This window comes from Parashewanella spongiae (genome assembly GCF_004358345.1).
GTDB lineage: Bacteria > Pseudomonadota > Gammaproteobacteria > Enterobacterales > Shewanellaceae > Parashewanella > Parashewanella spongiae.
On the sequence record NZ_CP037952.1, the window covers coordinates 5,094,642 to 5,118,203 of the forward strand.

At 43.4% G+C, this 23,562-nt stretch carries 17 protein-coding genes, 2 tRNA genes and 4 rRNA genes; 13 read left to right on the top strand and 10 right to left on the bottom strand.

All coding sequences use genetic code 11. The features are described 5' to 3' along the window. Positions 1-128: 128 nt before the first annotated feature. From pilB to mutT, 8 genes are all read left to right on the top strand, one after another. Positions 129-1,838: a type IV-A pilus assembly ATPase PilB gene (gene pilB, locus E2I05_RS20165; protein WP_121854476.1), complete on the top strand. Its 1,710-nt coding sequence runs from the start codon at positions 129-131 to the stop codon at positions 1,836-1,838. 209 nt (positions 1,839-2,047) lie between these two features. Beyond that, a complete protein-coding gene (locus E2I05_RS20170) occupies positions 2,048-3,316 on the top strand; it encodes a type II secretion system F family protein (protein WP_121854477.1) in 1,269 nt (422 codons plus the stop codon). Positions 3,317-3,439: 123 nt separating this feature from the next. After that, the gene (locus E2I05_RS20175; protein ID WP_121854478.1) at positions 3,440-5,503 is read left to right on the top strand and encodes a hypothetical protein; all 2,064 of its coding nucleotides are present in this window, start codon (positions 3,440-3,442) and stop codon (positions 5,501-5,503) included. 93 nt (positions 5,504-5,596) lie between these two features. Then, the gene (locus E2I05_RS20180; RefSeq protein WP_121854479.1) at positions 5,597-6,514 is read left to right on the top strand and encodes a prepilin peptidase; all 918 of its coding nucleotides are present in this window, start codon (positions 5,597-5,599) and stop codon (positions 6,512-6,514) included. A 30-nt stretch (positions 6,515-6,544) separates the two neighbouring features. Next, positions 6,545-7,171 (top strand): dephospho-CoA kinase, encoded by a 627-nt coding sequence (gene coaE / locus E2I05_RS20185; protein ID WP_121854480.1) that lies wholly within the window; start codon positions 6,545-6,547, stop codon positions 7,169-7,171. 2 nt (positions 7,172-7,173) lie between these two features. After that, on the top strand, positions 7,174-7,908 hold the full coding sequence (gene zapD, locus E2I05_RS20190; protein WP_121854481.1) for a cell division protein ZapD: 735 nt from the start codon (positions 7,174-7,176) through the stop codon (positions 7,906-7,908). A 43-nt stretch (positions 7,909-7,951) separates the two neighbouring features. After that, positions 7,952-8,167 (top strand): DNA gyrase inhibitor YacG, encoded by a 216-nt coding sequence (yacG, locus tag E2I05_RS20195; protein WP_121854482.1) that lies wholly within the window; start codon positions 7,952-7,954, stop codon positions 8,165-8,167. Further along, the gene (gene mutT, locus E2I05_RS20200; RefSeq protein ID WP_121854483.1) at positions 8,164-8,559 is read left to right on the top strand and encodes an 8-oxo-dGTP diphosphatase MutT; all 396 of its coding nucleotides are present in this window, start codon (positions 8,164-8,166) and stop codon (positions 8,557-8,559) included. The genes yacG and mutT overlap by 4 nt, the downstream gene beginning before the upstream one ends. Before the next feature lie 14 nt (positions 8,560-8,573). On the opposite strand, the gene E2I05_RS20205 is transcribed toward mutT, so the two are convergent. From E2I05_RS20205 to E2I05_RS20235, 7 genes are all read right to left on the bottom strand, one after another. Further along, positions 8,574-8,846, bottom strand: coding sequence for an HU family DNA-binding protein (locus E2I05_RS20205; RefSeq protein WP_121854484.1), 273 nt, complete (start codon positions 8,844-8,846; stop codon positions 8,574-8,576). 60 nt (positions 8,847-8,906) lie between these two features. Next, a tRNA-Asp gene (locus tag E2I05_RS20210) sits at positions 8,907-8,983 on the bottom strand. Between the two features lie 92 nt (positions 8,984-9,075). Then, a 5S ribosomal RNA gene (rrf, locus tag E2I05_RS20215) occupies positions 9,076-9,191 on the bottom strand. A 20-nt stretch (positions 9,192-9,211) separates the two neighbouring features. Further along, positions 9,212-9,287: transfer RNA gene (locus E2I05_RS20220), tRNA-Thr, on the bottom strand. A 99-nt stretch (positions 9,288-9,386) separates the two neighbouring features. Further along, positions 9,387-9,502, bottom strand: a 5S ribosomal RNA gene (gene rrf, locus E2I05_RS20225). 159 nt (positions 9,503-9,661) lie between these two features. After that, positions 9,662-12,657 (bottom strand): 23S ribosomal RNA (locus E2I05_RS20230). 380 nt (positions 12,658-13,037) lie between these two features. Next, positions 13,038-14,579 (bottom strand): 16S ribosomal RNA (locus tag E2I05_RS20235). The 16S, 23S and 5S rRNA genes sit together here with 2 tRNA genes alongside, the layout of an rRNA operon. 773 nt (positions 14,580-15,352) lie before the next feature. Between E2I05_RS20235 and E2I05_RS20240 the strand changes: the two genes are divergently transcribed. Then, positions 15,353-15,805 (top strand): RNA recognition motif domain-containing protein, encoded by a 453-nt coding sequence (locus tag E2I05_RS20240; protein WP_121852248.1) that lies wholly within the window; start codon positions 15,353-15,355, stop codon positions 15,803-15,805. A 44-nt stretch (positions 15,806-15,849) separates the two neighbouring features. On the opposite strand, the gene murI is transcribed toward E2I05_RS20240, so the two are convergent. Then, entirely contained in the window at positions 15,850-16,647 is a 798-nt protein-coding gene (murI, locus tag E2I05_RS20245; protein WP_121852249.1) for a glutamate racemase, read from the bottom strand. A 91-nt stretch (positions 16,648-16,738) separates the two neighbouring features. Here murI and trmA point away from each other — a divergent pair, with 91 nt between their 5' ends. Further along, on the top strand, positions 16,739-17,836 hold the full coding sequence (gene trmA, locus E2I05_RS20250; protein ID WP_121852250.1) for a tRNA (uridine(54)-C5)-methyltransferase TrmA: 1,098 nt from the start codon (positions 16,739-16,741) through the stop codon (positions 17,834-17,836). Between the two features lie 51 nt (positions 17,837-17,887). Here trmA and fabR read toward each other — a convergent pair whose 3' ends face one another. Next, positions 17,888-18,511: an HTH-type transcriptional repressor FabR gene (gene fabR, locus E2I05_RS20255; protein WP_121852251.1), complete on the bottom strand. Its 624-nt coding sequence runs from the start codon at positions 18,509-18,511 to the stop codon at positions 17,888-17,890. Between the two features lie 138 nt (positions 18,512-18,649). Here fabR and E2I05_RS20260 point away from each other — a divergent pair, with 138 nt between their 5' ends. From E2I05_RS20260 to mnmH, 3 genes are all read left to right on the top strand, one after another. Then, positions 18,650-19,753 carry an acyl-CoA desaturase gene (locus E2I05_RS20260; protein ID WP_121852252.1) on the top strand — a complete coding sequence of 368 codons (1,104 nt, stop codon included), beginning with the start codon at positions 18,650-18,652 and terminating at the stop codon, positions 19,751-19,753. Between the two features lie 363 nt (positions 19,754-20,116). Then, positions 20,117-21,157, top strand: coding sequence for a selenide, water dikinase SelD (selD, locus tag E2I05_RS20265; RefSeq protein ID WP_121852253.1), 1,041 nt, complete (start codon positions 20,117-20,119; stop codon positions 21,155-21,157). After that, entirely contained in the window at positions 21,157-22,200 is a 1,044-nt protein-coding gene (gene mnmH / locus E2I05_RS20270; RefSeq protein ID WP_121852254.1) for a tRNA 2-selenouridine(34) synthase MnmH, read from the top strand. The genes selD and mnmH overlap by 1 nt, the downstream gene beginning before the upstream one ends. 6 nt (positions 22,201-22,206) lie before the next feature. Here the strand turns inward: mnmH and E2I05_RS20275 are convergent, their stop codons facing one another. Beyond that, positions 22,207-23,529 carry a hypothetical protein gene (locus E2I05_RS20275; protein WP_121852255.1) on the bottom strand — a complete coding sequence of 441 codons (1,323 nt, stop codon included), beginning with the start codon at positions 23,527-23,529 and terminating at the stop codon, positions 22,207-22,209. Positions 23,530-23,562: the final 33 nt, after the last annotated feature.

Genomic DNA, 23,562 nt, shown 5'->3' on the forward strand with positions numbered 1-23,562 from the left:
GCCTTTCCTTTAACCTACACAACAAGAACACAAACAACAAGATAATGGATTATCACTTTTTACTACACGGTATGCAGAGCCGTTATGATTTATTCAAAACTCTGCCACACTTTTATTAAGGATAGCCAATGCCCACCAGCGGACTGCATCTTGGTCTTTCCAGTTTATTACTACGCAAACAGCTACTGACTCAGCCGCAGCTCGATGCGCTGATCCAAAAATCCCGTAAAAATAACCACACCTTAGTGCAAGCCCTCGTTGCCGATAATATAGTCACCGCCCGCGATCTCGCCCAGCTTGGCCACCAAGAATACGGCACGCCCTTATTAGATATTGCTGAATTTGACCTTACCAGCATTCCAGAAGAATACTTAAACCGTAAACTCATCGAGCGCCATCGCTGCTTGCCGCTGTTTAAACGCGGCAACCGACTGTACATTGCCCAAAGCGACCCTACGAATATTGCCGCCCTTGAGGACTTTCAATTTAATGTCGGCATGCACACCGAATCGGTATTGGTTGAAGACGATAAGCTCGCTATCGCCCTTGAAAGAGTGCTCGAAGATGACTTAGACAGCCTAGACATTAGCGACCTTGACGAAGCCTCCCTCGGCGACATCGAAGTCGCCGACACTGAGCGCAAACACGATGACAACGAGGGTGACGGCAAAGACGACGCACCAATTGTTATTTACATCAATAAAATTCTCACCGATGCCATTCGTAAAGGGGCGTCGGATTTACACTTTGAGCCCTATGAAAAACGCTATCGCATCCGTTTTCGTGTCGATGGCGTATTGCAAGAAGTGTCGCAGCCGCCCATAGGCTTAGCTTCACGCATTGCCGCCCGTTTAAAGGTGATGTCTAAACTGGATATTGCCGAGCGCCGTGTCCCCCAAGATGGCCGCATTAAGTTAAAGCTAGGCCGTAACCGCAGTACCGATTTTCGTGTCAGCAGCTTGCCCACACTGTGGGGCGAAAAAATCGTGATGCGTATTTTAGACTCCGCTTCAGCGCAGCTGGGTATTGAAAAGCTAGGCTATGAGCCTGAGCAGCAAAAGTTATACACCGACGCTCTTGCACAGCCCCAAGGGATGATACTGGTCACAGGGCCAACGGGCTCGGGTAAAACCGTATCTTTATATACTGGTCTTAATATTCTCAATACCGAAGAGCGCAATATCTCTACCGCCGAAGATCCCGTTGAAATCAACCTCGAAGGCGTTAATCAAGTCCACATTAATCTAAAAGCCGGGTTAACCTTTGCCTCGGCATTAAAATCGTTTTTGCGTCAAGACCCTGATATTGTGATGGTGGGTGAAATACGGGATTTAGAAACCGCCGAAATAGCCATTAAAGCGGCGCAAACTGGTCACTTAGTCTTGTCGACCTTACACACTAACTCAGCGGCAGAAACCTTAACCCGTTTATCCAATATGGGCGTACAAGGCTATAACATTGCCAGCTCAGTAAGTTTGATTATTGCCCAGCGCCTTGCAAGGCGTTTGTGCCAGCATTGCAAAACTCCTGAAGAGATCCCCGATACCGAATTACTCCGCTTAGGTTTCAGCCAAGCGCACATCGACAGCCAATTTACGGTATTTAAGCCCGTTGGCTGCGAGCAATGTACTGGTGGATTTAAAGGTCGCGTCGGGATTTACGAAGTGATGAAAATGTCGGAAGAGTTAGCCCGAGTCATTATGGAAGGCGGCAATTCCCTTGAATTGCTGAAAATCGCTAAGCAACAAGGTATGGCTGATTTACGCACTTCAGGTTTACTTAAAGTCATGCAAGGCATCAGCAGTATTAACGAAATCAACCGAGTCACCAGCTTTTAGCTTAGGAAAGTGGCGCAAGAAAGTATACCGATGAGTTCTCGTCACTCCAGCGCAGGCTGGAAACAAAATAACGATAGTTTTTGTATGTCGGTAGTCTAGTGCCTTTGCTTTTTTTATAAAAGTCACTGGATACCAGCCTTCGCTGGTATGACGAAGATTGGTACTTTCTAAATCGCTAGTTCCCTTAAACCAGCAACAGGACACTGATTATGGCCATTGCCAACCCAGCAAGTCACACAAGCCGTCGTAAGCCCAAAAAACCTAAGGCCGAGCCTAAGGTCGTCACCTTTCAATGGAAAGGTACCAACCGCGATGGCAAAAAAACCTCCGGTGAACTGCAAGCAATCTCAATGACTGAAGCGCGAGTCATGTTGCGCAGTCAGGGCATTAGTCCTAAATCAGTGCGTAAAAAAGCCGCCTCCTTGTTCAGTGGTGATAAGCCAATCAAACCTATGGACATCGCCATGATCACCCGCCAGATAGCCACTATGCTATCAGCCGGAGTGCCATTGGTAACCACTATTCAAATGCTCGGCCAAGGCCACGAAAAACCAAAAGTCCGCCAACTGCTCGGCACCATATTGAATGATTTAGAGGCGGGGATCCCGCTGTCAGACGCTTTGCGCCCACACCGCCGTTACTTTGATGAACTCTATGTTGATTTAGTCGCCGCTGGTGAAAATTCAGGGGCGCTAGATACGGTTTTTGACCGCATTGCCACTTACCGTGAAAAGTCCGAAGCCTTAAAATCCAAAATAAAAAAAGCCATGTTTTACCCGATTGCCGTCACCGTTGTCGCCATTTTAGTAACGGTTGGCATGTTGCTGTTTGTTGTACCGCAATTTGAAGATATCTTTAAAAGCTTTGGTGCCGAGTTGCCTGCTTTTACCCAATTTATTTTAATGTTATCTCGCGGGTTACAAGAGTGGTGGTGGGTTTTCTTCATTGCCATTGTCGCTGGAGTGTTTTTATTTATCCGCAGCCATCGTAATTCCCAAAAGTTTCGCGACCAAGTGGATGGAATAAAGCTCAAAATTCCTGTTATTGGTGAAATACTGCATAAAGCCGCTATGGCACGTTTTGCCCGCACCTTAGCCACCACTTTTGCCGCTGGTGTACCACTGATTGAAGGCATAGAGTCAGCCGCTGGTGCTTCTGGCAATGCGGTATATCGTGATGCCTTGCTGAAAGTACGTCAAGAAGTCATGTCTGGCATGCAAATGAATGTGGCCATGCGCACCACCGATTTGTTCCCCGATATGCTCATTCAAATGGTGATGATTGGTGAAGAATCCGGCTCGCTGGATAATATGCTTAACAAAGTGGCTAATATTTATGAAATGCAAGTAGACGACGCCGTCGATGGCTTAGCCAGCTTGATTGAACCCATTATGATGGTGGTCATTGGTACTATTGTTGGCGGCTTAATTGTGGGCATGTACTTACCCATATTCGAAATGGGTAAAGTGGTGGGGTAAAGCTACCCAAAATGTTCAAATAGGCACTGTGAGTGGTTCATGAGAATCCAACAATGATTAAGATGTTGTTAAGCTTAGGTTTGTTATTTTAACGGCATCTTTAATCAATGCATTACCATCTTGATGTATTCACCATCTACAAATCATTCATCGGCCAATCTGTTATCCAATATTGGCATTGAATCGCTACCTGTATCGATACCACTTAGGCTATTAAACCACTTTACTTTACGCTCGACTCATCATTCACCAGCACGACTCTCACAGTGGCATGAACTTGAGATCCAAGCCCATTCAAAACAAAAATTACATGAACTGATTGCTCGTTATCAATTGAATAGGCCAGCCTATGTTGAAGATCTAACACCAGCCTGCCAGAAATCTAGATTGGATAAACGGGCAGATATGAGACCTCAGTTGCAGTACATAACTAGTCTTATCCATGAGCTCGTTCAGCAGTGCCAAAGTCGGTATCCACAGTTGCAAGCTGAAGAACTCCCAGAATTAATAGAAAGTACTGTACATCACTTGGCCATTTGGTTTGAAAGTGAGTTTGTCTCAAATTTTTCCTGCCCACATTTACAGACCTATACCACTCAATTATTTCATGAGCTGCATTGCAGAATAAACCATCACTCTTCTCAATACACAAGCAACAATTTTTGTTTAACCGATAGCAAATTTATGTTTCAACTCAGTAATACAGAAGAAATCGTCTATTTGGCGCTTGTCTTAAAGCTTGTCGCAAGCTCAAAAGGTATTGAGGTATTAAAAGATTATAATCATGAAAAATGGAAGCCCGCTTACCTTGGAATATGGCACCTGAGTCATACCTTAAGCACAGAGCAAGTATTTAATTGTGAAGCGGATCTCCTTTATGAGCTCATCATCACTCATCAGTTAACTGATATCGACATTAAGCAATATTTACATCCAACGGCTGAAATTATCATCAGTGCCAAAGCACTCCAATGGTGGCACAACTTACCACTTGAGCTAATAACACGCTCCCTTGCTCCAGTAACCCCTCTAGCCGCTCCATTTGCTCAAGAAGATCACTGTTTAAACAGTATGGTGGCGCCTTTTTTATTTGATGCCAACGCAGGTCTTCACAATGATGTGGCCGTAAAGGCTCCACGGGTTGAGTCTCTGGTTTTTGGTGAAGAAATAGAGTTGCATTTTAGTCTCCCTTCATTCACTCCTGATCCAGACTCAATTTTCTCTATTTATAAGTGGCATGAAAGCTTAGTGCAATTATGTATTGACCAAGGTTTTGAAGTGAGCTCAGCTTGTATTAATAATCTTAAGTATATTTTGCAAATTGGAGATTGGCAGCTTATGAGCTTTGTCGATGGTAATGTCATAGAGTGTCACACCACACCTTATACCGCCGAGCAATGCTTTACCGTTGTGAAACACAACGAAACAAAACGGATGAGGAGTTCAGAGTTACTGGAAATCACAGTGTTAGACTTGGCGGACACTAAACAACTTCAAGGACGCTCTGGACATAAACATATTGATGTTTCAAGCGTATTCAATGGTAATCCCGAATTTGTGCTGCGCTTTATTCTGTTATTTAATCAAATGACCTTTTTACCTCGAGTGCTTGATAGACTTTCAAGACTTGAGCAATTCAACTATCTAGCGATAAAACCACAAACTCAGCGCGCGGTGTCTCTACTTAATAAACATATCGATGAGCACAGAATTCCTTTGCAAAATGATTATCATAAATTAATTGATTTAGTCATTTTATTTAAAAAACTGTTTAATATGAAAGGCAAATACATTGCCGTTAATTTAGAGCACCTTAAAGCAGGTACCCCATCAAGGGATATGCTCACAAGCCCTAATAGCACGATAGAATTACGAATGTTTCATTGCCCCCAAACACGGCTAGAAATCGATTCCATCAACAAATTCATCCAAGGAATGATAACTCTCGCATGGATAGAAATGATACAACGTAAACCAATCACGCTACCTAAACACTCTCCACCTGAGTATTATGAAAGAACAGAGCAAGCGCAGCAGGAAATGGCTCTTATGTGTAAACAAATTGGGTTAAACTTTACAGAGTTTTGTGCCCTAATGAGAATTGACGTCACAGAAGCTTGTACCGTCCAAGGTGGCTATTCGTTAAGTGAATTTAAGGAATATAAACAGAGATCACTGCAGCAATAAATCAAAAAAGACTCATAAAAACCGTTCAACATAGCGAAGGTTTCATATTACAATCAAATTCATATATTTATAAATATTAAGTCGTTAATACTTATGTCTGAGTTTCTCATTTTACTGAACGCACAACCATACTTGTTTGTCGTCATCGCTTTTATTTTTGCTGCGATGCTCGGCAGTTTCATTAACGTCGTAATCCATCGACTCCCTGTGATGTTAAAAAGAGAATGGCAACAAGAGTGTAACCAGTACCTCAATGAATATCATCCAGAAAAAGTCAAAAAATTAGGTGAAACTGAACTCAACAAAGCCATTGATCCCTTTCCTGAGAAATACAATTTAATCGTGCCGACTTCGGCGTGCCCTAAATGCAACAGCAAGATCAAACCTTGGCACAATTTACCCATTTTAGGTTGGTTGATACTCAAAGGAAAATGCGCAAACTGTGGCAATGCTATTTCTGCTCGTTACCCGATTATTGAGTTCATCAGTGGCGCATTAGTGGCAACATTAGCGTGGCATTTCGGGCCAACCATAGATTTTGTAGCAACTGCAGTATTAACCCTAGTGTTAATTGCACTTACAGGTATTGATCTTGATGAAATGTTACTCCCTGATAATTTAACCTTACCGCTATTGTGGCTGGGAATAATTTTTAGCTTAACCGATGGTTTTGTGAGCCTAAATGACTCAGTCATTGGTGCCGTTGCAGGGTATTTGAGTTTATGGTCTGTATTCTGGTTATTTAAGATCGTCACAGGTAAGGAAGGCATGGGTTATGGCGACTTCAAATTAATGGCCGTATTTGGCGCGTGGCTTGGCTGGCAAATGTTGCCCTTAATTATTTTACTGTCCTCTCTTGTTGGCGCAGTTGTTGGTATTAGTCTGATTGTGAGCAAAAAACTTCATTCAGGTAACCCAATTCCATTTGGCCCTTATATCGCCGCTGCAGGATGGATAGCTGTGGTTTGGGGTCAAGACATTGTGAATTGGTACTTAGCTCATGCAATTTAAAAGAGAATGTTTAAATAGGAGTGCCAAGTGATGAGTCATTTTATTGTTGGGCTCACTGGTGGCATTGGTAGCGGCAAAACCACAGTTGCCAATTTATTTGCCGAACAAGGCATTGATCTGATTGACGCTGATATCGTAGCCAGAGAAGTCGTAGAGCCAGGCTCAGAAGGATTAGCCGCCATTGTCGAACATTTCGGTGAACATGTCTTACAGTCAGACGGACAATTAGACCGCTCCGCATTACGTGAGTGTATTTTTTCACAACCAAAACAACGACTTTGGCTTAATGAATGCTTACATCCCCTTATAAGAAAACGTATGTTGGAGTTGATTAAACAGTCAACAAGCGCGTATGCTGTACTGGTAGTACCTTTGCTCTTTGAAAATGGGCTCGATAGTTTGGTCGATCGTACATTAGTTGTTGATATTTCGCCTGAACTACAAATTAAACGAACTCAAGATAGAGATGGTGTGGATAAAGGACAAATCGAAAATATCATTCGCAGTCAAATGCCGCGACAACAGCGCTTAGACAAAACCGATGACATTATCGATAATCAAGGAGAGATTCAGGAGATAGAGCAGACTGTATTTGCTTTGCATAAACAATATTTGTCTTTATCGAAAGCAGTTTTATCAACAGAAGCTAAACTTTGACTATGACTGATATCATATATGAACAACCACTGAATGAAAAAATACGCAGTAGCTTAAGGCTAGAGTATTTGGCTGAGCAATTAACGTATAACTTCAACCATGACCACCGTCATGCCTGCTTTTTTCCATTATTTTCACTATGGGAACTGACTGAGCGGTGTGATTATCGTAATGATGTTCTCAAAGATATTGATAGACAACTCGCCTTATTCAACAAGTGGTGTCTATTGCCTGAAACGGATCACCAACAAGCTTCTCTACTCATCGAGCAACTTAACACCGCTCGTGCTGATTTAGCGAATTGTCCTCGTTTAGGACAAGAATTAAAGCAAGATCGCTTTTTAATGGCCATTAGGCAAAGATTCAGCATGCCCGGTGCGAGTTGTAATTTTGATCTTCCTCAGTTGCATTTTTGGTTGGCTAAGCCGTGGTCAGAAAGGCAGCATCATTATCAACAATGGTGTGAACATTTTCAGCCCTTACTTAATGCCATAAAATTACTCCTTAAGCTGGTTCGTGAAACGAGCACATTTGAACCAACTACTGCACAAGGTGGATTTCATCAAGGTGACAGCAGTCAACCGCTTTCCTTAATACGAGTGGCATTACCACAAGAGCAAAACTGTTATCCAACCATCAGTGGTAATCGCAATCGTTTTGCGATCCATTTTGTCAATTTTGAACGTCATAAACACACGGATCAAATGATCGATTTCAAACTGGCAGCGTGTCGATAAAATAGATATGATCCAAGATTAATTTTTTCACGATGAGTAAATCATGCCTTTAACGGTTCAATGCCCAATTTGTAAAGCCACAGTTGAATGGACTAACCAATCAAGTTTTAAACCTTTCTGTAGCGAGCGTTGCAAAACGATTGATCTCGGCGACTGGGCCAGTGAGAAACATGCTATACCAGTAAAACCAGAATCTGACATCAGCCTATTAGATGACATGGGTTATGACGAGCCTGACTTCTTTAAGGATGAACAATGAAGCGCATTCATGTTGCCGTTGGGGTAATTATTGACCCAACAGATAGAATCCTTATTGCCAAACGACCAGAGCACTTACACCAAGGTGGAAAATGGGAGTTTCCCGGTGGTAAAGTAGAGATAGGAGAAACCACTGAACAGGCGCTGATCCGTGAGTTAAAAGAAGAAGTTAATCTTACTGTGTTCTCGTCAGAGCCATTTATTAAGCTCAGCTTTGATTACCCTGATAAGCAAGTATTGTTAGATGTGCACTCAGTTATAGCCTTTACAGGACAAGCTAAAGGCATGGAAGACCAACAAATCAAGTGGGTATCTAAAGCTGAAGTAATAGAATATAATTTTCCTGAAGCTAATCAGCCAATCCTTGAGAAAATCATCTCCAAACAGCAGTAATACCAATTACATTATCAGCTCATTATTTTTTTCAGCACTGGTGAGACCTTAAAGCTTGGTTGATTATAACCATCAATTTCCAGCAATTCTCCGGTTTGAGGGTTTCGCCCTTGCTTGGGCAAGTGATATCTCAATTCAAATGTACCAAACTGGGGTAAATACACTTTCTCACCTTCACTCAGTGCCTGTTGTACATTAGAGAGAAGCGCATTCAAAGCCCGCTTGGTGTCAACTTGTGAAGCATTTGAAAGGTTAGCCATTGTTTTAATGAGTTCAGATTTGTTCATGATAATATTTCTTCTTGGATACAAAAAAGCCTCGTCATTTCTGACGAGGCTTCGTTGTGTTGGCGGAACGGACGAGACTCGAACTCGCGACCCCCGGCGTGACAGGCCGGTATTCTAACCAACTGAACTACCGCTCCAACTCTTTCATTTTATTTGCCTTGCAAATAAAACTATTCTTTTTACTTCACTCTGTCACCAGTGAAACTTACTTTATTAAAAGCAATTTGGCGCCTAGAAATTACCTACTCTCACATGGGGAAACCCCACACTACCATCGGCGATACTGCGTTTCACTTCTGAGTTCGGAATGGGATCAGGTGGTACCACAGCTCTATTGTCTCTAGACAAATTCTGTTTTATCTAACTGGTGCTGATACCCAGAATCGAACTGGGGACCTCATCCTTACCAAGGATGCGCTCTACCGACTGAGCCATATCAGCAAATTTTTTAGTCGTAAAGCGACTTCATCTACCTTTAATGCCAGCAGATGTACAATCTCTTTTTGTTTCACTTCTACAAAAAAGTGTAACCAATTTGGCGCCTGGAAATGACCTACTCTCACATGGGGAAGCCCCACACTACCATCGGCGATACTGTGTTTCACTTCTGAGTTCGGAATGGGATCAGGTGGTGCCACAGCTCTATTGTCTCCAGACAAATTCTGTTTGCTTGTTCTTTTCTTTATTTACCGCTCTTTTAGCCGTAAATTAATAATTTGGTTGGCTGATACCTGTTTTACAAGAAATTATCTCAAAGTTCTTACTTTATTAAGCGCTTATATATTCACTAAGGTTGTAAAACCCATCTGGGTTGTATGGTTAAGCCTCACGGGTCATTAGTACAAGTTAGCTCAACGCCTCACAACGCTTACACACCTTGCCTATCAACGTCCTAGTCTCGGACGGCCCTTTAGAGAGCTTAAAGCTCTAGAGATGACTCATCTCGAGGCTCGCTTCCCGCTTAGATGCTTTCAGCGGTTATCGATTCCGAACGTAGCTACCGGGCAATGCTATTGGCATAACAACCCGAACACCAGCGGTTCGTCCACTCCGGTCCTCTCGTACTAGGAGCAGCTCCTCTCAATCATCTAACGCCCACGGCAGATAGGGACCGAACTGTCTCACGACGTTCTGAACCCAGCTCGCGTACCACTTTAAATGGCGAACAGCCATACCCTTGGGACCGACTTCAGCCCCAGGATGTGATGAGCCGACATCGAGGTGCCAAACACCGCCGTCGATATGAACTCTTGGGCGGTATCAGCCTGTTATCCCCGGAGTACCTTTTATCCGTTGAGCGATGGCCCTTCCATTCAGAACCACCGGATCACTATGACCTACTTTCGTACCTGCTCGACGTGTCTGTCTCGCAGTTAAGCTGGCTTATGCCATTGCACTAACCGTACGATGTCCGACCGTACTTAGCCAACCTTCGTGCTCCTCCGTTACTCTTTGGGAGGAGACCGCCCCAGTCAAACTACCCACCAGGCACTGTCCTTACTCTCGATGAGAGAGCCAAGTTAGAACATCAACACTACAAGGGTGGTATTTCAAGGTTGACTCCACATCATCTAGCGACAACGCTTCAAAGTCTCCCACCTATCCTACACATGTAGGGTCAATGTTCAGTGCCAAGCTATAGTAAAGGTTCACGGGGTCTTTCCGTCTAGCCGCGGGTATACGGCATCTTCACCGCAATTTCAACTTCACTGAGTCTCGGCTGGAGACAGCGTGGCCATCATTACGCCATTCGTGCAGGTCGGAACTTACCCGACAAGGAATTTCGCTACCTTAGGACCGTTATAGTTACGGCCGCCGTTTACCGGGGCTTCGATCATGAGCTTCGACCTAAGTCTAACCCAATCAATTAACCTTCCGGCACCGGGCAGGCGTCACACCGTATACGTCATCTTGCGATTTTGCACAGTGCTGTGTTTTTGATAAACAGTTGCAGCCACCTGGTATCTGCGACTCCCAACAGCTTAGAGAGCAAGTCTCATCACCGTCAAGAGCGTACCTTCTCCCGAAGTTACGGTACCATTTTGCCTAGTTCCTTCAGCCGAGTTCTCTCAAGCGCCTTGGTATTCTCTACCCAACCACCTGTGTCGGTTTGGGGTACGATTCCTACTTACCTGAAGCTTAGAAGATTTTCCTGGAAGCAGGGCATCAACGACTTCATCACCTTAGTGACTCGTCATCAGCTCTCAGCCTAATGTAAACCCGGATTTGCCTAAGTCTACAGCCTACAGCCTTAAACGCGGACTACCAACGCCGCGCTCGCCTAGCCTTCTCCGTCTCTCCATCGCAGTAAGCAGAAGTACCGGAATATTAACCGGTTTCCCATCGACTACGCCTTTCGGCCTCGCCTTAGGGGTCGACTCACCCTGCCCTGATTAACATTGGACAGGAACCCTTGGTCTTTCGGCGAGGGAGTTTTTCACTCCCTTTATCGTTACTCATGTCAGCATTCGCACTTCTGATACGTCCAGCGTGGGTTACCCCTTCGCCTTCTACCGCTTACAGAACGCTCCTCTACCGCGTTTGTGCATCCCACATACGACTTATTCTCCACAACCGCCTCAACGTGTTGCGTGCTTAAACTGACATTTAAAAAACAAATGTCAGTTCGCTGAAATCGCATCTGGTGATGCACAAACACCCATAGCTTCGGTGTATTGCTTAGCCCCGTTAAATCTTCCGCGCAGGCCGACTCGACTAGTGAGCTATTACGCTTTCTTTAAAAGATGGCTGCTTCTAAGCCAACTTCCTAGCTGTCTAAGCCTTCCCACATCGTTTCCCACTTAGCAATAACTTTGGGACCTTAGCTGATGGTCTGGGTTGTTTCCCTTTCCACGACGGACGTTAGCACCCGCCGTGTGTCTCCCGAGTAGTACTCATTGGTATTCGGAGTTTGCAAAGGGTTGGTAAGTCGGGATGACCCCCTAGCCTTAACAGTGCTCTACCCCCAATGGTATTCGCTCGAGGCGCTACCTAAATAGCTTTCGAGGAGAACCAGATATCTCCCGGTTTGATTGGCCTTTCACCCCCAGCCACAAGTCATCCGCTCATTTTTCAACATAAGTCGGTTCGGTCCTCCAGTTGATGTTACTCAACCTTCAACCTGCCCATGGCTAGATCACCGGGTTTCGGGTCTACACCTTGCAACTCAACGCCCAGTTAAGACTCGGTTTCCCTACGGCTCCGCTATTCGCTTAACCTCGCTACAAAATGTAAGTCGCTGACCCATTATACAAAAGGTACGCAGTCACGGTCTCAAGAACCGCTCCCACTGCTTGTACGTATACGGTTTCAGGTTCTATTTCACTCCCCTCACAGGGGTTCTTTTCGCCTTTCCCTCACGGTACTGGTTCACTATCGGTCAGTCAGGAGTATTTAGCCTTGGAGGATGGTCCCCCCATGTTCAGACAACATGTCACGTGTGCCGTCCTACTCGTTTTCATCTTCGGTTAGTTTTCGTGTACGGGGCTATCACCCTGTGCCGCTACGCTTTCCAACGTATTCCACTAACACCCCAAAGACTTAAGGGCTAATCCCCGTTCGCTCGCCGCTACTAGGGGAATCTCGGTTGATTTCTTTTCCTATGGGTACTTAGATGTTTCAGTTCCCCACGTTCGCCTCACACAGCTATGTATTCACTGTATGATAATCACTTATGTGATTGGGTTGCCCCATTCGGAAATCTCAGTCTGTAACGCCTTTTATCGACTTAACTGAGCTTATCGCAGATTAACACGTCCTTCATCGCCTCTGACTGCCAAGGCATCCACCGTATACGCTTAGTCGCTTAACCATACAACCCAGATGAGTTTCACTTCTTGCTAAAAAACAAGTCGTTAACATCATTGAGCTGCATTGCAACTAGCTGGTTTTTACTGATAATCATTGCACCAACGGGTAAGTTGATGCTGATATCGCCTTAGTTTTGAATATTCAAGACACTTAATAAAGTGTTTGAGAACTCTTGATGCTTTACCATTTAATGTAATGCATCGTTTTTGAGATTTTTCGTATGATTTACTATTCAAATGAACAATAAATCCTACTATCAGCTTTCCAAATTGTTAAAGAACATCGTTGTCGCTAGGACAAACGAGTATGCCGTTTCATCTTTCGATAAAACGTCAAGCATATCTGTGTGAACACTCTACAAAAACAACAAAATCGTGTCGATAAGGAGGTGATCCAGCCCCAGGTTCCCCTAGGGCTACCTTGTTACGACTTCACCCCAGTCATGAACCACAAAGTGGTGAGCGTTCTCCCGAAGGTTAAACTACCCACTTCTTTTGCAGCCCACTCCCATGGTGTGACGGGCGGTGTGTACAAGGCCCGGGAACGTATTCACCGTAGCATTCTGATCTACGATTACTAGCGATTCCGACTTCATGGAGTCGAGTTGCAGACTCCAATCCGGACTACGAACAACTTTATGAGATTAGCTCCACCTCGCGGCTTCGCAACCCTTTGTATTGCCCATTGTAGCACGTGTGTAGCCCTACTCGTAAGGGCCATGATGACTTGACGTCGTCCCCACCTTCCTCCGGTTTATCACCGGCAGTCTCCCTAAAGTTCCCACCCGAAGTGCTGGCAAATAAGGATAAGGGTTGCGCTCGTTGCGGGACTTAACCCAACATTTCACAACACGAGCTGACGACAGCCATGCAGCACCTGTCTCAGAGTTCCCGAAGGCACCAATCCATCTCTGGAAAGTTCTCTGGATGTCAAGAGTAGGTAAGGTTCTTCGCGTTGCATCGAATTAAACCACATGCTCCACCGCTTGTGCGGGCCCCCGTCAATTCATTTGAGTTTTAACCTTGCGGCCGTACTCCCCAGGCGGTCTACTTAATGCGTTAGCTTGAGAACCCAGTCTTCAAGAGACCAAATTCCGAGTAGACATCGTTTACGGCGTGGACTACCAGGGTATCTAATCCTGTTTGCTCCCCACGCTTTCGTGCATGAGCGTCAGTCTTTGTCCAGGGGGCCGCCTTCGCCACCGGTATTCCTTCAGATCTCTACGCATTTCACCGCTACACCTGAAATTCTACCCCCCTCTACAAGACTCTAGTCTGCCAGTTTCAAATGCTATTCCCAGGTTGAGCCCGGGGCTTTCACATCTGACTTAACAGACCGCCTGCGCACGCTTTACGCCCAGTAATTCCGATTAACGCTCGGACCCTCCGTATTACCGCGGCTGCTGGCACGGAGTTAGCCGGTCCTTCTTCTGTGGGTAACGTCACGGCTGCTGGTTATTAACCAACAACTTTTCCTCCCCACTGAAAGTGCTTTACAACCCGAAGGCCTTCTTCACACACGCGGCATGGCTGCATCAGGCTTTCGCCCATTGTGCAATATTCCCCACTGCTGCCTCCCGTAGGAGTCTGGGCCGTGTCTCAGTCCCAGTGTGGCTGATCATCCTCTCAGAACAGCTAGGGATCGTCGCCTAGGTGAGCTCTTACCTCACCTACTAGCTAATCCCACCTGGGCTTATCCAATTGCGCAAGGCCCTAAGGTCCCCTGCTTTTCCCCGTAGGGTTTATGCGGTATTAGCAGTCGTTTCCAACTGTTATCCCCCACAACTGGGCAAATTCCCAGGCATTACTCACCCGTCCGCCGCTCGTCAGCAGAGTAGCAAGCTACTCTCTGTTACCGCTCGACTTGCATGTGTTAGGCCTGCCGCCAGCGTTCAATCTGAGCCATGATCAAACTCTTCAATTAAAGTTTTTGCTCGAAGCTAATGAAAGCTTCTGCTCAATGAATTCTGTCGATTTGACTTACTTCTCTTTATGAAAAGGAAAGTAAACCAAATTTGCATGTTCAAAATGCTTATTTACTTAACGTAAGTAATCACTTTGAAAGTTTGCGTGAACACAATTAATTGAGAAAATTTTTGACTGCTTAATCTATTCACCGAAGTGATAAACCAATACAGTTTCGATTTTGTCAATCTCTGTGAGTGCTCACACAGATTTGCTTGATATATTGTTAAAGAGCGTTTTGACTCTGCGCTTCAAACCTTGATTTAATCAGTGTCCTCAGCGGGTCAGGGCTGCGTATTCTACAGACCTTGTTGTTGGCGTCAAGCAGTTTTTGTAAACTTTTTTCTGCCGTTCAATCCGAGGTTAATTTACTTTTAAAAAGCGCCTTATTTTCGACTGAACCTGACTCGCCAACCTTGCTGCTTAATCGCATCATTTATGCTAAGAAGAGCTGCTGTGCCGTGTCAGTGGATGCGCATTATAGGGAGATTCTGAAACTGCGCAAGGGCTTTTTTAACTGAACCCTATCAAGTGTGGAGCTTTTGTACGATTCGTGTTTTTTTCAGACTATTCGCCTTATATTTACATCTATTGTTGGCATATTATTGTAGTTTAATGACGATTAACGTTTATTTTTTCAACAACACACTGGTTTATAGGTCAATTATTCTTTAACATAGCTATTGTTTTTAACAGTTACATACTATTTTTCAGTAAACAGAGATCATTTATATGCAGAAGTCACTTCTCATCTTATTGGTTGTCGCAATTGTTGGTGCCGTTACGATTTTCAAATTCGTGCCTGAGCTTCCAGCTTACCTTACCTTCTTAATGGGGATTGTAATCGCTGGTATCGTTTTCATTTTGTCTCAATCAGGTAGCCAAACTTCCATAGCGACTTATAAAGGTCCAACTAAAACCCTTTATGTAGGTAATTTGCCATACCGAGTTCATGAATCCGAAGTTAAAGCGTTATTTCAAGATCACGGCCCAGTAACGTCAGTCAGGCTTGTTCGTGATAGAAAAACCGGCCGCCGTAAAGGCTTCGGTTTTGTGGAAATGTCTGAAGTTGGTGCTGATAAAGCACGATTAAAGTTGAATGACTACACTTTCCAAGAGCGTACGTTAAAAGTACGTGAAGCTCGTACTCAAGAGTCTTTCAATAATCGGGATGAAGACGAGTAAGCTGTTTCCTGACAGCTATTAACACTATGAGCCCAATAAATGTATTATTCGTTTATTGGGCTTATTTTTTTAAAACCATACTCGAACAAGGTTTCTGTTAGTTCGTGACTTAACTGTTTACTGGTATACCAAGCTGTCAAATTTGCACTTTCTGTAACACCACTTTTTTTTGATCCGAATGACTCGACAAGTATCGTTTCTACTCGTCGTGCGATTGCTTTGCCTGAATCCATCAATAATACTTCATCATCCAAAATTTCGGTTATTTCAGTTTTCAATAATGGAAAATGAGTACAACCTAACACCAGTACGTCGACACAGCTCTCTTTAATTGGCGCTAATACTGTTTGTAACTGCTCTTGGTCAATTTCTTTTTTATTCAGTTTATCTTCAGCCATGTGCACCATTTCTGAAGATGCGACTGAAATTACCTGACAGTCACCAGCAAATTCAGCAATCAAATCTTTGGTGTATTGGCGGGTTATAGTTGCCGGAGTCGCAAGTAAAGCGATACATTTTGTTTTCGAATAGACTGCAGCTGGTTTAATGGCTGGCACCACTCCCACAATCGGCACTGAGAGTTGATTTCTTAGATGTGAAAGAACAAGCGTGCTCGCGGTATTACACGCTATGACCACTAAGCAAGCATCAATGCTACTTACCGTATCTGCAATTAAGGTTACAACTCCTTCAATAAGCTCTTGATCATCCAGCTCACCGTATGGCAATCTCAGGTTGTCGAAAAGGTAATGATAATTTTGCTGAGGTAACCGTTGCTTGATCTCACTGAGCACGGTTAATCCACCGATCCCAGAGTCGAATACCAGTATTGGTTGCGACAAGATAACCCCTTTCTACTATTGAACATTGGACATTACATCGTTCTAGTATAATAATTTGCGCCCAAATTTACAGAAGATAGTGACAAAGCACATGAATTTTGCAGCAATGGACCCACAGCAATATGACGCTCAACTCGAACAAAAGCGTCAAAAGCTACAACAAATGTTTGCATCGTTTAATGTACCTGAAGTCGAAATATTTGCTTCTGATCCAACACACTATCGGATGCGTGCCGAATTCAGAATGTGGCATGATGGTGATGATCTTTACTATTACATGTTCGATAACGTCAAAAAAGAAAAAGTACGTTGTGATAGCTATCTTCCCGCCAGTACATTGATCAATCAGCTCATGCCAGTACTTGTAGAAGAACTCAAACCTAATCCAAGTTTGCGTCATAAACTGTTTCAAGTGGATTTTTTGTCTACGTTAAGTGGGGAAATATTAATATCACTGCTTTATCATCGTCAGCTTGATGATGACTGGTTACAGCAAGCTCAGCAACTTAAGCAGCGCTTATCTAACCAATTTAATATCAACCTTATTGGCCGCGCTCGCAAAATGAAGCATTGCTTAGACCGAGACTATGTCGTCGAAAGCCTGCAGGTCAATGACAAGCAGTATACTTATCAGCAAGTTGAAAATAGTTTTACTCAACCTAATGCTAAAGTTGCCGAAAAAATGCTGGAATGGTCATTAGATGTTACCCAAAACTCCAGCGGTGATCTGCTTGAACTGTATTGTGGCAATGGCAACTTCTCCATCGCATTGGCACAAAATTTTGATAAAGTGTTGGCTACCGAACTTGCCAAGCCTTCTGTAGAGTCTGCGCAATATAATATTGCTGCAAATAATATTGAAAATTTGACCATCATTCGGATGTCTGCAGAAGACTTCAGTGATGCAATGGCAAAGAAAAGAGCATTTAGACGCTTAAAAGATGTTGATTTAGACAGCTATAACTGCAATACCATTTTTGTTGATCCACCAAGAGCAGGCATAGACGACAACACCTTATCTTTAGTGCAAGGCTACGATCGTATTTTATACATCTCTTGTAACCCAAGCACGCTTGTTGATAACCTCAATATGCTCAGTAGCACACACAAAGTATCTCGTTTTGCGTTGTTTGATCAATTTCCATATACCGACCATATGGAGTCTGGTGTATGGTTAGAAAGAAAATGACACCATTACAGTGTGTGATTGGTTAGCCTAAACTCAAACCATCCTATTAACTTAAGATGGTTGAGTGCTTTCATTGCGAACTTGTAAAGCTTGTGCGCCTTTAGCGACAATTCTTAACTGTAAAACAAGTTGCTCTGCTAATTGACGGCGCTCCGAACGATTCATGTCCAAAGCCGCGGCTCCAGCATTAAATACTAAAATCACCAACGCCTCCGCCTGAGCTCTCGCCAACAATTGAGAACGATTTGTTTTTTGCTCAGTGTAATGGGCAAGTTCAGAAATAAAATGCTCGATTTCTCTCGCAACCGCAGCACGAAAAGCCGCCGAAGTGCCCGACCGTTCATGTAACAAAATTCGGAACGCATTTGGATTTGATTCCAACACTTCCATGAACGTTTCGACAGAAATTCGGATCACACTTCCACCAGCTTCGGCTCGTTGACGGCCTTTACGCATAATTTGTCTGAGGGCTAACCCACCTTCGTCAACCATAGTCAAACCAAGTTCATTTAAGTCTTTAAAATGACGATAAAAAGAGGTTGGTGCTATATTGGCTTCACGAGCGACTTCACGCAGGCTTAGGCTAGAAAAACTTCGTTCCGCGCTTAGTTGATTAAATGCCGCATCGACTAATGCCCGACGAGTTTTTTCTTTTTGTTGCGCCCTGATCCCCATGTGATCCCTTCTAGTCGATTTAATTTATAAATAATAACCTGAATATCTTAGAAACGCAGCCCCTGAATTGTTGACGGCATACTGCACTTTAAGCTAAATTAGCGAACAGTTGTACGCTCAAATATATATTGGATAATAATGAAAAAACCACCCCTCATTTGGCTAAACATCACTTTGTTCGCCACCACCTTCTTAGCTGCTATTGTATTTGTTCCTTGGCGAGGTATCACCCACGGCTTTGAATTAACTGAATGGCTTACATTTGTAGGCTTAGCTTATTACAGCGGTTTATCAATAACGGCGGGATATCATAGACTTTGGTCACATAAAACCTATAAAGCCAACTCTGTCATTCGTTTCACCTATGCATTAGGCGGCGCATTAGCGTTACAAAACAGCGCATTGCATTGGTCGTCGGATCACAGGATCCACCACAAGCATGTCGATAATAATGATAAAGATCCCTATTCAGCGAAAATGGGGTTTTGGTACAGCCATATTGGTTGGATGTTAAGGGAGTATCAATCTCAACGTTACCATGACTATAAAAACGTCCGTGATTTACAAAACGACAAAATCGTCATGTGGCAACACAAACACTACTTGTTATTAGCAGTCATAATGAACATCGGTCTACCAGCATTATTAGGCTGGATGAATGGGGATGTATGGTCAATGCTGCTCATCGCTGGTGTATTGCGTTTAGTGGTTGTACATCATTGCACTTTTTTCATTAATTCATTAGCGCACATTTGGGGCTCACAACCTTATACCGACAAAAACACGGCAAAAGACAATGGTGTTTTAGCTCTATTTACCTATGGTGAAGGTTATCATAACTACCATCACATATTTGAGAATGACTATCGCAATGGGATTAAATGGTGGCATTACGATCCAACAAAGTGGTTAATCAAACTGTTACATTGGTGCGGTTTAGCTCACGATTTGCGTAAAGTGCCTCAAGAAAGAATCGAAGCAGCCAAATTTCAAATGCAATTATTAAAGACGCGAAATAAAACGGCTCACTTACCCAATGCCGATGAAATTGTTGAACGCTTACAAGGCGAGTATGAATTACTAAAAGCGCATTTAACTGAGTATTACACCGCAAAAAAAGCTTTATTAGAAGCAAAGCGAAAGCAAGTCGCGGATTCTCAACTTGTACAACAAGTCGCAGAGCTAAAAGCAGACTTTAAAGCTCAAAAGAGAAATTGGCGCAGTTTAACGGCCAGTTACTAAGGTTATTATTCTGGCGATTTTTTCTTTTAAAAAGATCACTGACTTGGTTTGAGAGTTGATTTAATTGTCTAAAGAATTGAGCCTGCGCTAACTTGGCAGGCTCGGATTCGCTGATATCACCTTCAAGGTTCTTTATCACTTCCTTTACTAGCTAATAACTGTTCATTTGGGCTGCAAGAGCTAGAAGATTCTCCTTCTGTAGTAGTGAGTTGTCACATTGGAGCAAAAGTCGGTTTAACTGTATCAAAGTGAGCAATCTCGCTTAAACTTCTTGTAGCGAAGCTACACCATAAATTTGACGCCTGATCAAAACCAGATATCTGGTATCATATCGATAACCCGTTAAGCTAGGAGATATTTCTCGTGCCCACAAGTGAAATCAAACTTACCCAATACAGTCATGGTGCTGGATGTGGTTGTAAGATATCTCCTAAGGTATTAAATGAAATACTGTCTTCGCAGCTACCGACTTTCAACGACCCCAACCTATTGGTAGGCAACGATACTCGTGATGATGCAGCCGTTTATCAACTCGATGAACATACTGGTATTATCAGCACGACTGATTTTTTTATGCCAATTGTCGATGATCCATTTACCTTTGGTCGCATTGCCGCCACCAATGCCATCAGTGACATTTATGCTATGGGTGGCAGCCCAATGATGGCCATTGCCATTCTAGGTTGGCCAGTCAATAAATTACCTGCCGAAGTAGCATCAAAAGTCATTGATGGTGGCCGCCAAGCCTGCAAAGATGCAGGGGTTATGCTTGCAGGCGGGCACAGTATTGACGCCCCAGAGCCAATTTTTGGCTTAGCGGTCACAGGGCAAGTCAGCCTCTCTCACCTTAAACGAAACTCGACGGCTCAAACGGGTGATAAATTGTATCTCACCAAACCCATTGGCATTGGGATCCACACGACGGCTCAAAAAAAGCAACTACTGCGCAAAAGTGATGCTTCAATTGCCATTGATGCCATGTGTCAATTGAATAGGATCGGCTCAGTAATTGCTAAAATGAGCGGAGTACATGCGATGACCGATGTGACTGGTTTTGGTTTGGGAGGACACTTAATTGAAATGTGCCAAGGGGCAAACCTCTCAGCCAAACTCGACTTTAGTGCTATCCCTTTGCTCGAACACACTCAATTTTATATCGACAACCAATGTATTCCGGGTGGCAGCCAACGTAATTACGACAGCTATGGGCAGCACTTACCTACATTATCTCCTCAGCAACAAACCATTTTATGTGATCCACAAACCAGCGGTGGATTACTTGTTGCGGTTGCCGCTGAAGCAGAAAATAGGTTTATTGCTGAACTTGAAAAACATGATTGTCTTGTTCAAGCCATCGGTGAGATGACGACACCTTCACACACATCGCTGATCGAGCTAGTTTAATGGCCTTTAATACTGTTACATCAAGCGCATATCGAGACATTTTTATCAATGATCATCCAATCATGGATGTGCGTGCGCCGATTGAATTCAACAAAGGTGCTTTTGCCAATGCCATTAATGTGCCTTTAATGACGGACGCTGAACGACAACAGGTTGGGAGTTGCTATAAGCAACAAGGTCAACAAGCTGCCATCAGCTTAGGTCATGAGTTAGTCTCAGGTGAAATAAAACAGCAACGCCTATCGGCATGGCAGCAATTTAATCAACGACACCCTCAAGGTTATCTCTACTGTTTTCGTGGTGGGCTTAGATCTCAAGTCACTCAGACTTGGTTACAGGAAGTAGATGTTGATATCCCCTTTATTGAGGGTGGCTATAAATCCATGCGTCAGTTTTTGATTTCAACGATTGAGCAAGCCAGCACTTTCCCCATGAAGATCATTGCAGGCAGTACTGGTTGCGGAAAAACGGAATACATAAAATCCCAACATAATGCTATTGATTTAGAAGGCATCGCCAACCACCGCGGATCTAGCTTTGGCAATAATATCACGCCCCAGCCCACACAAATTAATTTTGAAAACCAACTCGCAATAGCCTTACTTAAACATCAAGCCGCAGGCCACAAAACTTTAGTGCTCGAAGATGAAAGCTTTATGATTGGTCGCAACGCCATTCCAAAGTGCTTTTACAATGCAATGAAACAAGCGCCAATTCATGTTTTAACTTGCAGTTTTGATGACCGATTACAGAGAATACTGAACGATTATGTGGTTGATATGCTCTCACAATTCATTGAAAAATACGGGCAAGAAGATGGTTTTGCTGCTTTTTCACAGTATTTGATCAGCAGCATTGATAAAATAAAAAAACGTTTAGGCGGTAAACAGCATCAGCAGATCCAAACCATAATGACGCAAGCACTAAAAGAGCAACAAAACCGAAATTCTGTTGCTCTTCATTTGGAGTGGATTCAACTACTTTTAGAGCTGTATTACGATCCTATGTATAAATATCAATTGAAGAAAAGATCTCTCGAATGAAGCCCGCTACTGTCTAATTAAAATTCGTTCATGGGTCACATTTTCAAGGTAAGGCGTCCACTTGCCGCTGTCGATTCTACTATATTTAGCCGCTTCGCTTCGCCATTCATCAATGCCACCTTTAATTAAGTCATAATCGGTAACGGACAAATATAAACTTACGTTCTGTGCATCTTCAAACTGCGCTTCGATATCTTGAGGTAAAGATAACGAAGGGAAGACACCCGATACTTGTGCATTGATTCGCCATGTTGGTGAGTTATCTCCGGCCACTCTCAAATAAATTTTATCGTAGCTTCTGTTTAACGTTGAAAAATCATAAGTTGCCGGAACATCACTATCCAACGCTTCTAATAACTGCTGCGTATTAGCTATTAATGCTTGTGAGTTATCAGGCAAACTGAAGAAGTATGTCTTTGTAACATCGTCGACTTTTATACGCTGAAAAGACCGAAAACTTATACTTGATGAATCACCAGCGTCCACACTAAAATACTCAGCATTATTAACGTAATAATTTTCATACAGGCCATCGAAAATTACGGCTTCATTGAATCTACTATCTAAGTACACGTTACCAAAATCAGTATTTGCTGTGACTCCAACATTATTTAAAATTCCTTCAGGGTCAAGATTAAGCGCATCACCTTGCACTAAATCGTCATGAGTAAGGACGACTCGATGATCTGATTGTGTATCATCAAATTCAACCTTTGCAGCAAATACAGGCAAACCTTGAGAATAACGATTAGACAGGGTTAGTGAAACAGGTCTAAAGACGCCTCGCTCTTTACAGGCCGTGACATTATGATACTCACCTGTCGTAGTTGATGAACCATCAACCAAAAATTCATAATCACTGTTGTAAAAAGCACTAATTTCAGAAAAATCAACGGTAAAATCACGACAATCACATTGAGAATCCAACAACCTATTCTGAACGTAAATTTTTCCCAAATCTCCTTTCTTTAGATTGAGCTCGGTATCAAGTAAAGTAGTTGTGCTGCCATCATCATCAATAGGGTTTAATACAGATGTTAGGTGTGACTCATTACCATCCCATTTTACCTCTAAATGCCCCTGCGAATCTGTCTTTTCTTCTCGTAAAACGTTTCCATTACTTTCATGAACCACAAACCGAGCATCATTTATTGGACGCTCAATTAGACATTTTGGACTGTAATAAACCACATCAGCGATCACCTTAGGGATCAACGGAGGTGGAGGTAGAGTTGCTACGCCATGAGTAGGATCATGGCTATCTCCACTACTACCACCACATCCTGATACAACGGTAGCCATAGCAAGCGCACAAAATATTTTTCTCATAGTTTATCCTTAACTATTTATTGTTATTTTTCG